The sequence below is a fragment of the Pseudomonas muyukensis genome (assembly GCF_019139535.1).
Classification (GTDB): domain Bacteria; phylum Pseudomonadota; class Gammaproteobacteria; order Pseudomonadales; family Pseudomonadaceae; genus Aquipseudomonas; species Aquipseudomonas muyukensis.
In genome coordinates this window covers 4894860-4908207 of sequence record NZ_CP077073.1, presented here as the reverse complement: position 1 = coordinate 4908207, position 13348 = coordinate 4894860, and the positions used below count along the sequence as shown (strand labels likewise).

Genomic DNA, 13348 nt, shown 5'->3' with positions numbered 1-13348 from the left:
CGACGAATTTTAATCTCGACCTTTATGCGCCTGATCCCTTAAGGTAGGGCGCCAAACGGATCCACCGGCCGGCCGCCTGGCCGTAGACCCAAGACGGAAGCCTATGAACCCGAATTTCCTCGATTTCGAACAGCCGATTGCCGACCTGCAAGCCAAGATCGAAGAGCTGCGCCTGGTGGGCAACGACAACTCGCTGAACATCAGCGATGAAATTGCCCGTCTGCAAGACAAGAGCAGCACCCTGACCGAGAGCATCTTCGGCAACCTGACCAGCTGGCAGATCGCCCGCCTGGCCCGTCACCCGCGCCGTCCGTACACGCTCGACTACATTGACCACATCTTCACCGAGTTCGAAGAGCTGCACGGCGACCGTCATTTCTCCGACGACGCCGCGATCGTCGGCGGTACCGCGCGCCTGAACGACAAGCCTGTCATGGTCATCGGCCACCAGAAGGGCCGCGAAGTGCGCGAGAAGGTACGCCGCAACTTCGGCATGCCGCGCCCGGAAGGCTACCGCAAGGCCTGCCGCCTGATGGAAATGGCCGAGCGCTTCAAGATGCCGATCCTGACCTTCATCGACACCCCGGGCGCCTACCCGGGCATCGACGCCGAAGAGCGCAACCAGAGCGAAGCCATCGCCTGGAACCTGCGCGTGATGGCGCGCCTGAAGACCCCGATCATCGCCACCGTGATCGGTGAGGGTGGTTCCGGCGGCGCGCTGGCCATCGGCGTGTGCGACCAGCTGAACATGCTGCAGTACTCCACCTACTCGGTGATCTCGCCGGAAGGCTGCGCCTCGATCCTGTGGAAGACCGCCGACAAGGCTGCCGACGCCGCCGAGGCCATGGGCATCACCGCCGAGCGCCTGAAGAGCCTGAACATCGTCGACAAGGTCATTGGCGAGCCCCTGGGCGGCGCCCACCGCGACCCGGCCGCGATGGCCGCGAGCATCCGTGGCGACCTGGTCGAACAGCTGGACATGCTCGGCAAGCTCGACAACGACGCGCTGCTCAAGCGCCGTTACGATCGCCTGATGAGCTACGGCCTCTGATGGATTCCGGGGGCCGCTTCGCGGCCCTTTCGCGACACAAGGCCGCTCCTACAGGATGGCGCAGTATTCGAAACTGGCGCCCTCCTGTAGGAGCGGCCTTGTGTCGCGAAAGGGGCGCCAAGCGCCCCCGGCGATCTCAAGCCCTGTGAGGCCCTGATGCTCAACCTCACCCCTTGGCTCAACGCCCCCGCCTGGTACGTCGCCTTCTCTGGCGGCCTGGACTCCACCGTCCTCCTGCACCAGCTTGCCAATTACTCCCGCAACCATTCAACGCCCCCCCTGCGCGCCATCCACGTCCATCACGGCCTGCAAGCCGCCGCCGACGCCTGGCCCGATCACTGCCGAGCGGTGTGTGCCGCCCTGGGTGTCGAGCTCGAGGTAATCCCTGTCCAGGTCGCCCCCGGCGCCAGCCTCGAACAGGCGGCCCGCAATGCCCGCTATGACGCCTTTGCAAAGCGCCTGGGCGCAGGCGCGGTGTTGTTCACCGGCCAGCACCGTGACGACCAGGCCGAGACCCTGCTTTTTCGCCTGCTGCGCGGTGCCGGCCTGCGTGGATTGTCCGCCATGCCGGAACATCGGGTGCTGGGCCAGGGTAGCCTGGTGCGGCCGATGCTGGGGCTGTCGCGCCAGCAGTTGCAGGCCTACGCCGACGCTCACGGGCTGGTATGGGTCGATGACCCTTCCAATGACGACACGGCCTTTGCCCGCAACTTTCTCCGTGGCGAGGTCCTGCCGCTGTTGCGCGGTCGCTGGCCGCAGGTGGACGCCAAGCTGGCGCGCAGTGCCGAGCACCTGGGCGAGGCGCTGGGCTTGCTCGAGGAACTGGCCGCCAGCGACCTGGCCCCGGCCTGCGACAATGCGCCGCTGCCCTGGCTCGGCCTGGCCTCCCTCGACCTGGCCGTGCTCAAGGCCCTGTCGCCGGCACGCCAGCGCAATGCCCTGCAAGCCTGGCTCAGCCGCCGTACCCGGCTGCCGGACAGTCGCCACTGGGCGGGCTGGGACGACCTGCGTGACGCCGCCGGCGATGCCTGCCCGCTGTGGCGCCTGACCGACGGTCAAGTGCAGCGTGGCCATGGGCGCATCTGGTGGCTGGACGGCCAATGGCTCGAGGCCCCGACTGGCCAGCTGGCCTGGTCGAACCCCGCGCTGCCCCTGGCGCTGCCGGGCAACGGCCAGGTCTGGCTGGCTGGCTGCGCTGTTGGCGGCAGCCTGCACATCGCCTATCGCCAAGGGGGCGAAGTGCTGGATGTGCCGGGGCGTGGCCGGCGCGATCTCAAGCGCCTGCTCAACGAGGCGCAGATCCCGCACTTCGTGCGCCAGCGCCTGCCATTGCTGTATCGCGACGGGCAATTGCTGGCGGTGGCCAACCTGCCCGCGTGCTCAGCGGCAGATCGCCAGTTGCACTGGCAGCCACCGACGAACGTGCAAGGTTTGAGCTGAAGGGTACATTCGGGTAGACTACCCTCCCTTCTTGATACAGCTTCTGTGGGTTCCGCGAAAACACAGAGGTTGCCGATTACCAAGCAGTTTTTTGCTGGGCTGATTTCTTAAAATGACGAGCGAGCTCCATGCCGGGGATACCCCTGGTCTGTACAGACGCGGCAGTTTTTCGAGATGCACTGTGATTGACGCAGGTGATCGGGGGCTTCGGCCTTCCTTCGCTTTCTCCGGCGGCGCTGACCGCCTTAACGCAGACTTCTAGGGTTTTTCATGACGCGCTACATATTCGTCACGGGCGGTGTTGTTTCTTCATTGGGGAAAGGCATTGCCTCGGCTTCCCTGGCGGCCATCCTGGAAGCGCGGGGCCTGAAGGTCACCATGCTCAAGCTGGACCCGTACATCAACGTCGACCCGGGCACCATGAGCCCGTTCCAGCACGGTGAAGTGTTCGTCACCCACGACGGCGCCGAGACCGACCTCGACCTGGGCCACTACGAGCGGTTCATCCGCACCACGATGACCCAGAACAACAACTTCACCACCGGCCGCATCTACGAGCACGTGCTGCGTAAAGAGCGCCGTGGCGACTACCTGGGCGCGACCATCCAGGTCATCCCGCACATCACCGACGAAATCAAGCGCCGCATCATCAAGGGCGCCGGCGATGCCGACGTCGCGCTGGTCGAGATCGGCGGCACCGTGGGTGACATCGAGTCGCAACCGTTCCTCGAGGCGATCCGCCAGCTGCGCGTCGAAGTGGGCTCCAAGCGCGCCATGCTGATGCACCTGACCCTGGTGCCATACATCGCCACCGCGGGCGAGACCAAGACCAAGCCGACCCAGCACTCGGTCAAGGAGCTGCGCTCCATCGGCCTGCAGCCAGACGTGCTGATCTGCCGCTCCGACCACCCGGTCGATGCCTCGTCGCGTCGCAAGATCGCGCTGTTCACCAACGTCGAAGAGCGTGCGGTGATTTCGCTGGAAGACGTCGACACCATCTACAAGATCCCAGGCGTGCTGCACGCCCAGGGCCTGGACGACTTCGTCGTCGAGCGCTTCGGCCTGCAGTGCAACAGCGCCGACCTGTCCGAGTGGGACAAGGTGGTGGACGCCAAGCTCAACCCTGAGCAGGAAGTCACCATCGCCATGGTCGGCAAGTACATGGAGCTGCTGGACGCGTACAAGTCGCTGATCGAAGCGATGAGCCACGCCGGCATCACCAACCGCACCAAGGTCAACCTGCGCTACATCGACTCCGAAGACATCGAGAACCAGGGCACCAGCCTGCTGGAAGGCGCCGATGCCATCCTGGTGCCGGGCGGTTTCGGCCTGCGCGGCGTCGAAGGCAAGATCACCGCGGTGCAGTACGCCCGCGAGAACAAGGTTCCGTACCTGGGCATCTGCCTGGGCATGCAGGTGGCCGTGATCGAGTTCGCCCGTAACGTGATGGGCTGGAAAGACGCCAACTCCACCGAGTTCGACCGCAACAGCGGCCATCCGGTAGTGGGCCTGATCACCGAGTGGGCCGATGCCACCGGCGCGGTCGAGACCCGTACCGAAGCGTCCGATCTGGGCGGCACCATGCGCCTGGGCGCGCAGGACTGCCAGCTGGCGGCCGGCTCCAAGGTCCACGACTGCTACGGCAAGGACATCATCACCGAGCGTCACCGTCACCGTTACGAAGTCAACAACAACCTGCTGCCGCAGCTGGTCGAAGCGGGCCTGCAGGTGTCCGGTCGCTCCGAAGACGGCGCGCTGGTCGAAGTGGTCGAGTCCAAGGACCACCCATGGTTCGTCGCTTGCCAGTTCCACCCGGAGTTCACCTCCACCCCGCGTGACGGTCACCCGCTGTTCAGCGGTTTCGTCAAGGCGGCCCTGGCACAGAAGAACAAGGCCTGATCCATGACTCAGAAGATCATTCGCGTCGGTAACATCGAGATCGCCAACGACAAGCCGTTCGTCCTGTTCGGCGGCATGAACGTCCTGGAGTCCCGTGACCTGGCCCTGAAGGTCTGCGAGGAATACGTGCGGGTCACCGAGAAGCTCGGCATCCCGTACGTGTTCAAGGCCAGCTTCGACAAGGCCAACCGCTCGTCGGTCAACTCGTACCGCGGCCCGGGCATGGAAGAGGGCCTGAAGATCTTCGAGGAGATCAAGCGCACCTTCAACGTGCCGGTGATCACCGACGTGCACGAACCCTACCAGTGCGAGCCGGTGGCCAAGGTGTGCGACATCATCCAGCTGCCGGCCTTCCTGTCGCGCCAGACCGACCTGGTGGTGGCGATGGCCCAGACTGGCGCGGTGATCAACATCAAGAAGGCGCAGTTCCTGGCGCCCCACGAGATGAAGCACATCCTCGCCAAGTGCGTCGAGGCCGGCAACGACCAGCTCATCCTCTGCGAGCGTGGTTCGAGCTTCGGCTACAACAACCTGGTGGTGGACATGCTCGGCTTCGGCATCATGAAGCAGTTCGAGTACCCGGTGTTCTTCGACGTGACCCACTCGCTGCAGACCCCGGGTGGTCGCGCCGACTCCGCCGGTGGCCGCCGCGCCCAGGTCACCGACCTGGCCAAGGCTGGCATGAGCCAGGGCCTGGCCGGGTTGTTCCTCGAGGCCCACCCGGACCCGGACAACGCCAAGTGCGATGGCCCATGCGCCTTGCGCCTGGACAAGCTGGAACCGTTCCTCAGCCAGCTCAAGCAGCTGGATGACCTGGTGAAAAGTTTTCCGACGGTAGAAACCGCGTAAAGCTCATTTCTCGGGTAAAGTACCGCCCGTTCCACCCCTGACCTTTCGGTCAGGGGCTCCCTTCCCCAGGCCTGCCCGTGCCATGTCGCCTGGTGAACGGCAAGAATTCCCAAAAGCTGCGTTGTTTTCGTCAATTCTGGAGTGCTTACAACAATGGCAAAGATCGTCGACATCAAAGGTCGTGAAGTTCTCGATTCGCGTGGCAACCCCACCGTGGAAGCCGATGTCCTGCTCGACAACGGCATCATCGGCAGCGCTTGCGCGCCTTCGGGTGCTTCCACTGGCTCGCGCGAAGCGCTGGAGCTGCGTGATGGCGACAAGAGCCGTTACCTGGGCAAGGGCGTGCTGAAGGCCGTCGCCAACATCAACGGCCCGATCCGCGACCTGCTGCTGGGCAAGGACCCATCGGACCAGAAAGCCCTGGACCGCGCCATGATCGAACTGGACGGTACCGAGAACAAGGCCAAGCTGGGCGCCAACGCCATCCTCGCCGTGTCGCTGGCCGCCGCCAAGGCCGCCGCCCAGGACCTGGACCTGCCACTGTACGCGCACATCGCCAACCTCAACGGCACCCCGGGCCAGTACTCCATGCCGGTGCCGATGATGAACATCATCAACGGCGGCGAGCACGCCGACAACAACGTCGACATCCAGGAGTTCATGGTGCAGCCGGTTGGCGCCAAGACCTTCTCCGACGGCCTGCGCATGGGCACCGAGATCTTCCACCACCTCAAAGCCGTGCTCAAGGCCCGTGGCCTGAACACCGCCGTGGGTGACGAAGGTGGCTTCGCGCCGAACCTGGCTTCCAACGAAGACGCCCTGGGCGCCATCGCCGAAGCCGTGGAAAAAGCCGGCTACAAGCTGGGCACCGACGTGACCCTGGCGCTGGACTGCGCAGCCTCCGAGTTCTATGAAGATGGCAAGTACAACCTGTCCGGCGAAGGCAAGTCGTTCGACGCCGAAGGCTTCGCCGACTACCTGAAGGGCCTGACCGAGCGCTTCCCGATCATCTCGATCGAAGACGGCCTGGACGAGTCCGACTGGGCTGGCTGGAAGATCCTCACCGACAAGATCGGCGAGAAGGTGCAGCTGGTCGGCGACGACCTGTTCGTCACCAACACCAAGATCCTCAAGGAAGGCATCGAGAAGGGCATCGGTAACTCGATCCTGATCAAGTTCAACCAGATCGGCTCGCTGACCGAAACCCTGGAAGCCATCCAGATGGCCAAGGCCGCTGGCTACACCGCGGTGATCTCGCACCGTTCCGGTGAAACCGAGGACTCGACCATCGCCGACCTGGCCGTGGGCACCGCCGCTGGCCAGATCAAGACCGGTTCGCTGTGCCGCTCCGACCGCGTCAGCAAGTACAACCAGCTGCTGCGCATCGAAGAGCAACTGGGTGCCAAGGCCGTCTATCGCGGTCGCGCCGAGTTTCGCGGCTGAGCAAGAGATGGTAAAAAGGCAGCAGCCGGGGCAGCCTGAAAGTTCATACTGAATTTTCAGGCGTTTCCCACGGGTTTCTGTCGACGAAGCCTGGCCTCGGCCAGGCTTCGTGCTATCGGAAGCTCGCTGCAGCGGCCTTTTTTACCCTGGATATCTTCATGCGCAGTCCCTATTGGTTGTTCCTCGTCCTGCTCCTCTTGCTTGGAGGCCTGCAATATCGCCTCTGGGTCGGTAACGGCAGCCTGGCGCAAGTGACCGAGCTCAAGCAGCAGATTGCCGACCAGCATGCGGAAAACGAACGTTTGCTGGAGCGCAATCGCGTGCTCGATGCCGAGGTCCTGGAGTTGAAGAAAGGTATGGAGACCGTGGAAGAACGGGCTCGCCATGAACTGGGGATGGTCAAGGAGGGCGAAACCCTCTACCAGTTGCCGCAGAAATGACCCCTGTACTGCCGGCCTTCTGGGCCGTGATTCCCGCCGCGGGCGTAGGTGCCCGCATGGCTGCCGACCGCCCCAAGCAGTACCTGCAATTGGGCGGGCAGAGCATTCTCGAGCATAGCCTCGACTGTTTTCTTGGCCATCCCGCGCTCAAGGGCGTGGTGGTCAGCATTGCCGAAGACGACCCTTACTGGCCCGGCCTGCGCTGTGCCAGCGATCCGCGTATCCAGCGTGCCTCGGGCGGTGACGAGCGCGCTGACTCGGTGCTCAATGCGCTATTGCTGCTGCACGCCCAGGGCGCGTCGGATGACGATTGGGTGCTGGTGCACGACGCCGCGCGGCCGAATCTGGCGCGTGGCGATCTGGACAAGTTGCTGTCAGCCCTGGCTGAAGATCCCGTCGGTGGATTGCTCGCCGTACCTGCTCGGGACACGCTCAAGCGTGCCGACGGCGAGGGCAGGGTGGCGGCGACGGTCGACCGCAGCACCGTCTGGCAAGCCTACACCCCGCAGATGTTCCGCCTCGGCATGTTGCACCGGGCGCTGGCCGAGTGCCTGGTGGCGGATGTGGCGGTCACTGACGAGTCGTCGGCCATCGAGTGGGCCGGGTACGCGCCGCGCCTGGTCGAAGGGCGCAGTGACAATATCAAGGTGACCCGGCCAGAGGACTTGGAGTGGTTGCGTCAGCGCTGGGCTGGGCGCCGCTGAAATCGCTGGGGCCGCTGTGCGGCCCTTTCGCGACACAAGGCCGCTCCTACAGGTAATAGCGTCCCCTTGTAGGAGCGGCCTTGTGTCGCGAAAGGGCTGTGCAACCGCCCCAGCATTGGTTCAGGCTCCCCGATACTCCGGCAACTGCGCCAACCCTTCCTTCATGTAATCCACCAGCCGCCGCACCTTCGGCGACAGGTGCCGTTGCTGCGGATACAGCGCCCAAACCGCCGTATTCGGCGGCTGATGCCCCTCGAGCAGCGACACCAGCGCGCCACTGTGCAAGTGCTCCAGCACGTAGTAGTCCGGCAACTGGCACAGCCCCATGCCCTGCAGCGCCGCATCCAGCACCGCCTGGCCACTGTTGCAGCGCCAGTTGCCTTGCACCCGCTGGCTGATCTCGCGGCCATCCTGCTGCAAGGCCCACAGGTCCGAGCTGCCGACCAGGCAGTTGTGCCGCGCCAGCTCCGACAGGCTGTGCGGCCGGCCATAGCGCTCCAGGTACGCCGGTGAGGCGCACAGGTACATGCGCCGTGGTGCCAGGCGCGTGGCCACCAGCCGGGAGTCCTGCAGGCGCCCCAGGCGGATCGCCAGGTCCATGCCTTCGTGCAGCAGGTCGAGGGTGCGATTGCTCAGCTCCACCTCGACCCGCAGTTGCGGATACAGCGCCATGAAGCGGGTTACCAGCGGCACGATGAAGCGCTCGCCGTAAGCCACCGCGCAGGTCATGCGCAGCAGGCCCTTCGGCTCGCTGGCCAGGTCGCCCATGGCCCGCAGGGCCTCCTCGCGGCCATCCTGCAGGCGTTGGCAGTGTTGCAGGAAGGTCTGCCCGGCCTCGCTCAGGGTCACCCGCCGGGTACTGCGGTACAGCAGGCGGGTTTGCAGGCGTTCCTCAAGGCGGGCGATCTGCCGGCTGATGTGCGATGACGACACGCCCATGCGCTCGGCTGCCGCGGTGAACTGGCCAGACTCGGCCACGGCGACGAACTCGTCGATGCCTTCCCAGCGGCTGCTCATGGATTGTCCCTGTATGGCAATAATGTTTTGTGGTTGCCAGGATTATTCACCAAACAAGGGTGAATTACACTGCAAGACTGCAATCGACACTCAGTCTGGAGACCCTTGATGATCAAGTCCCGCGCCGCTGTTGCCTTCGAGGCGAAGAAACCCCTGGAAATCGTCGAAGTCGACGTGGCCATGCCCAAGGCGGGCGAGGTGCTGCTGCGCGTCGTCGCCTCCGGTGTCTGCCATACCGACGCCTACACCCTGTCTGGCGCCGACCCGGAAGGCATCTTCCCGTCGATCCTCGGCCATGAAGGCGGGGCGATCGTCGAGGCGGTGGGCGAGGGCGTCACCTCGGTTGCCGTGGGCGATCATGTGATCCCGCTGTACACCCCCGAGTGCGGCAAGTGCAAATTCTGCCTGTCTGGCAAGACCAACCTGTGCCAGGCCATTCGCGCCACCCAGGGCAAGGGCCTGATGCCCGACGGCACCACCCGCTTCAGCTACAAGGGCCAGCAGCTGTTCCACTACATGGGCACCTCGACCTTCTCCGAGTACACCGTGCTGCCGGAAATTTCCGTGGCCAAGATCCAGAAGGACGCGCCGCTGGAGAAGGTCTGCCTGCTCGGCTGTGGCGTGACCACCGGAATCGGCGCGGTGCTCAACACTGCCAAGGTCAAGCCCGGCGATACCGTGGCCATCTTCGGCCTGGGCGGCATCGGCCTGTCGGCAGTGATTGGCGCGGTCAAGGCCAAGGCGTCGCGGATCATCGCCATCGACATCAACCCGGCCAAGTTCGAGATCGCCCGCCAGCTGGGCGCCACCGATTGCATCAACCCCAAGGACTACGACCGTCCGATCCAGGAAGTCATCGTCGACCTCACCGACGGCGGCGTGGACTTCTCCTTCGAGTGCATCGGCAACGTACAGCTGATGCGCGCCGCGCTGGAGTGCTGCCACAAGGGCTGGGGCGAATCGGTGATCATCGGTGTGGCCGGCGCCGGCCAGGAAATCGCCACCCGTCCGTTCCAGCTGGTCACAGGGCGCGTCTGGCGCGGTTCGGCGTTCGGCGGCGTGCGTGGCCGCAGCGAGCTGCCGAGCTATGTCGAGATGTCCGAGAAAGGCGAGATCCCGCTGGATACCTTCATCACCCATACCATGGGCCTGGAAGACATCAACAAGGCCTTCGACCTGATGCACGAAGGCAAGAGCATTCGTAGCGTTATCCACTTCTGAGGCCCTGCCATGACGCTGGAAAACATCTCCTGCCAGAAGAGCTTCGGCGGCTGGCACAAGCGCTACCGGCACAGCTCCAAGGTGCTTGACTGCGACATGGTGTTCGCCGTGTACCTGCCGCCCCAGGCCGAGCAGGGCGAGCAGTTGCCGGTGCTGTACTGGCTCAGCGGCCTGACCTGCACCGACGAGAACTTCATGCAAAAGGCCGGCGCCCAGCGCCTGGCCGCCGAGCTTGGGCTGATCATCGTCGCCCCGGACACCAGCCCGCGTGGCGAGCAGGTGCCGGGCGACCCTGACGGTGCCTACGACTTCGGCCTCGGCGCCGGGTTCTACCTCAATGCCACCCAGCAGCCCTGGGCGCAGCATTACCGCATGCACGACTATGTGGTGCATGAGTTGCCGGCACTGATCGAGGCGCACTTCCCGGCCTCCGGGCAGCGCAGCATCAGCGGCCATTCCATGGGCGGCCACGGCGCGCTGGTGTGCGCCTTGCGCAATCCTGGGCGCTACCGTTCGGTGTCGGCGTTCTCGCCGATCAGCAATCCGATGGACTGCCCATGGGGCGAAAAGGCCTTCAGCCGCTACCTGGGTGACGACCGTGCGCGCTGGCGCGAGTGGGACGCCAGCGTGCTGTTGGCCGAAACCCCGTCCGGCGAGTGTCCGCCGTTGCTGGTGGACCAGGGCGACCGTGACGACTTCCTCGAGCAGCAGCTCAAGCCCGAAGCGCTGGAGCAGACGGCACGCAAGGGCGGGCATGCGCTGACCCTGCGCCTGCAGCCGGGGTATGACCACAGCTACTACTTCATCGCCAGCTTCATCGATGAACACCTGCGCCATCACGCGGTGGCGTTGGGCAGGGTGTAGCCCAGCAGGCCTTGTTCGCCGGCAAGCCGGCTCCTACCGGATTCCGTAGGAGCCGGCTTGCCGGCGAACAGGGCCCGTACAGCCCCAAACACATCCGCCCAAGCCCCTGCAAAGCAGGTAGAATCACGCCCTGACTCAATCAGGGCGTTTTTCTATGCGTATTGGCCATGGCTACGATGTCCACCGTTTTTGCGACGGTGATTTCATTACCCTGGGCGGGGTGCGTATCCCCCATAAATACGGCCTGCTGGCCCATTCCGACGGCGACGTGCTGCTGCATGCGGTGAGCGATGCCCTGCTGGGCGCCGCGGCGCTGGGCGATATCGGCAAGCACTTCCCCGACACCGACGCGCGCTTCAAGGGCATCGACAGCCGCGAGCTGCTGCGCCATGTGGTGCGCATCGTCGGCGAAAAAGGCTGGAAGGTCGGCAACATCGACGCCACCATCATCGCCCAGGCCCCACGCATGGCGCCGCATATCGAGACCATGCGCCAGTACCTCGCCGCCGACCTGCAGGTCGAACTCGACCAGGTCAACGTCAAGGCCACCACTGAGGAAAAGCTGGGCTTCACCGGCCGTGAGGAGGGCATCGCCGTGCACGCGGTCGCCCTGCTGCTGCCCGCATGAACGACCTGCAACTGCTGGGGCCACGGGCCTCGGGCGAAGCGCTGGGCACAGCGGTACTCAAGGCCGTGGCCGATGACTTCCAGGTCGACGAAGTGCTCGACATCCCGCTGTCCGGCCAGGGCGAGCACCTGTGGCTGTGGGTCGAGAAGCGCGACCTCAACACCGAGGAAGCGGCCCGTCGCCTGGCCCGCGCCGCCGGCGTGCCGGTGCGCGCCATCAGCTATGCCGGGCTCAAGGACCGCCAGGCCCTGACCCGCCAGTGGTTCAGCCTGCACCTGCCGGGCAAGGCCGACCCGGATCTGTCCCGGGCCGAGGACGATTCCCTGCGCGTGCTCAAGCAGGTGCGCCACCAGCGCAAGCTGCAACGCGGCGCCCATTCTGCCAACGGCTTCACCCTGCGCCTGACCGCGCTGCACGCCGAGCACGCGGCCATCGACGCCCGTCTCGAGCAGCTCAAGCAGCACGGCGTGCCGAACTACTTCGGCGCCCAGCGCTTCGGCCATGCCGGCGGCAACGTGCACGATGCCCAGGACTGGGCCGCGCGCCAGGCATTGCCCGAGCAGCGCAACCTGCGTTCGCGGCTGCTGTCCGCCGGGCGCAGCTACCTGTTCAACCAGGTGCTGGCCGCGCGCGTCGCCGACGGCAGTTGGCAGCGCGCCCAGGTTGGCGACTTGCTGGCCTTCACCGACAAGCGCAGCTTCTTCATGGCCGACGAGGCCGCATGCAGCGATCCGCGCCTGGCCATTCTCGACCTGCACCCGACCGGGGCGCTGTGGGGCGCGGGCGCGCCACCAAGCCAGGGCGCGGCCCTGGCGCTGGAGTCCGCGGTCGCCGCGCGCCACCCAGCGCTGTGCGATTGGCTGGCGCGAGCGGGCATGGATCACGAACGGCGTATCCTGCGGCTCCCTATTGGGCGGCTGACGTGGCATTATCCCGAGCCTGATATCCTGCAACTGGAATTCGTCCTTCCGGCCGGATGCTTCGCCACCGTGGTGGTGCGCGAACTCGTCGATCTGGTGCCGGCAGGGCAGACGGACAGCCCATGCGTATTCTGATTTCGAATGACGACGGTGTTACCGCACCCGGCCTCGCCGCGCTGCATGCTGCGCTGGCGGACTACGCCGAGTGCGTGGTGATTGCCCCGGATCAAGACAAGAGCGGCGCCAGCAGTTCGCTGACGCTGGACCGGCCGCTGCACCCGCAGACCCTGGCCAACGGCTTCATCAGCCTCAATGGCACGCCGACCGATTGCGTGCACCTGGGGCTCAACGGGCTGCTCGCGCAGACCCCAGACATGGTGGTCTCCGGCATCAACCTGGGCGCCAACCTGGGTGACGATGTGCTGTATTCCGGCACGGTCGCTGCCGCGCTCGAAGGGCGCTTCCTGGGTGGCACCTCGCTGGCGTTCTCGCTGCTCTCGCGCCAACCCGACAACCTGCCGGCCGCCGCGTATATCGCCCGGCGCCTGGTCGAGGCTCAGGCGCGCCTGGAATTGCCCGCGCGCACGGTGCTCAACATCAATATCCCCAATCTGCCGCTGGAGCACATCCGTGGCATCCAGCTGACCCGCCTGGGGCACCGGGCGCGTGCGGCGGCGCCGACCAAGGTGGTCAACCCGCGCGGCAAGGAAGGCTACTGGATCGCGGTGGCCGGCGATGCCGAGGACGGCGGCCCGGGCACCGACTTCCATGCGGTGATGCAAGGCTACGTGTCGATTACCCCGTTGCAGCTGGACCGCACCTTCAACGACGCCTTCGAGCGCTTCGAGGGCTGGCTGGAGGGCGTGCTCTGA

13 protein-coding genes are annotated in these 13348 nt (G+C 65.3%); 12 read left to right on the top strand and 1 reads right to left on the bottom strand.

The window, feature by feature from the left end:
• Positions 1–103: 103 nt before the first annotated feature.
• From KSS95_RS21765 to ispD, 7 genes are all read left to right on the top strand, one after another.
• A complete protein-coding gene (locus tag KSS95_RS21765; RefSeq protein ID WP_134689523.1) occupies positions 104–1051 on the top strand; it encodes an acetyl-CoA carboxylase carboxyltransferase subunit alpha in 948 nt (315 codons plus the stop codon).
• Between the two features lie 156 nt (positions 1052–1207).
• Entirely contained in the window at positions 1208–2491 is a 1284-nt protein-coding gene (tilS, locus tag KSS95_RS21760) for a tRNA lysidine(34) synthetase TilS (protein WP_217849527.1), read from the top strand.
• 270 nt (positions 2492–2761) lie between these two features.
• A complete protein-coding gene (pyrG, locus tag KSS95_RS21755; protein WP_046854404.1) occupies positions 2762–4390 on the top strand; it encodes a CTP synthase in 1629 nt (542 codons plus the stop codon).
• Between the two features lie 3 nt (positions 4391–4393).
• Positions 4394–5239, top strand: a complete 846-nt coding sequence (kdsA, locus tag KSS95_RS21750; RefSeq protein ID WP_217849525.1) for a 3-deoxy-8-phosphooctulonate synthase — start codon at positions 4394–4396, stop codon at positions 5237–5239.
• Positions 5240–5392: 153 nt separating this feature from the next.
• Positions 5393–6682 (top strand): phosphopyruvate hydratase, encoded by a 1290-nt coding sequence (gene eno, locus KSS95_RS21745; protein ID WP_064490979.1) that lies wholly within the window; start codon positions 5393–5395, stop codon positions 6680–6682.
• Between the two features lie 158 nt (positions 6683–6840).
• Positions 6841–7122: a cell division protein FtsB gene (gene ftsB / locus KSS95_RS21740; protein ID WP_011535259.1), complete on the top strand. Its 282-nt coding sequence runs from the start codon at positions 6841–6843 to the stop codon at positions 7120–7122.
• Positions 7119–7826, top strand: a complete 708-nt coding sequence (gene ispD, locus KSS95_RS21735; protein ID WP_217849523.1) for a 2-C-methyl-D-erythritol 4-phosphate cytidylyltransferase — start codon at positions 7119–7121, stop codon at positions 7824–7826. Before ftsB ends, ispD begins: the two co-directional genes overlap by 4 nt.
• 120 nt (positions 7827–7946) lie before the next feature.
• On the opposite strand, the gene KSS95_RS21730 is transcribed toward ispD, so the two are convergent.
• Positions 7947–8843, bottom strand: a complete 897-nt coding sequence (locus KSS95_RS21730; protein WP_217849521.1) for a LysR substrate-binding domain-containing protein — start codon at positions 8841–8843, stop codon at positions 7947–7949.
• Positions 8844–8951: 108 nt separating this feature from the next.
• On the opposite strand from KSS95_RS21730, the gene KSS95_RS21725 reads away from it, so the two are divergent.
• The 5 genes from KSS95_RS21725 to surE all read left to right on the top strand — a co-directional run bounded on the left by KSS95_RS21725 (position 8952) and on the right by surE (position 13348).
• Positions 8952–10064, top strand: a complete 1113-nt coding sequence (locus KSS95_RS21725) for an S-(hydroxymethyl)glutathione dehydrogenase/class III alcohol dehydrogenase (RefSeq protein ID WP_217849519.1) — start codon at positions 8952–8954, stop codon at positions 10062–10064.
• Between the two features lie 9 nt (positions 10065–10073).
• Positions 10074–10928 (top strand): S-formylglutathione hydrolase, encoded by an 855-nt coding sequence (gene fghA, locus KSS95_RS21720; protein WP_217849518.1) that lies wholly within the window; start codon positions 10074–10076, stop codon positions 10926–10928.
• A 154-nt stretch (positions 10929–11082) separates the two neighbouring features.
• A complete protein-coding gene (gene ispF, locus KSS95_RS21715) occupies positions 11083–11556 on the top strand; it encodes a 2-C-methyl-D-erythritol 2,4-cyclodiphosphate synthase (RefSeq protein WP_217849516.1) in 474 nt (157 codons plus the stop codon).
• Positions 11553–12611 (top strand): tRNA pseudouridine(13) synthase TruD, encoded by a 1059-nt coding sequence (gene truD, locus KSS95_RS21710; protein WP_217849514.1) that lies wholly within the window; start codon positions 11553–11555, stop codon positions 12609–12611. Before ispF ends, truD begins: the two co-directional genes overlap by 4 nt.
• A complete protein-coding gene (gene surE / locus KSS95_RS21705) occupies positions 12599–13348 on the top strand; it encodes a 5'/3'-nucleotidase SurE (RefSeq protein WP_217849512.1) in 750 nt (249 codons plus the stop codon). Before truD ends, surE begins: the two co-directional genes overlap by 13 nt.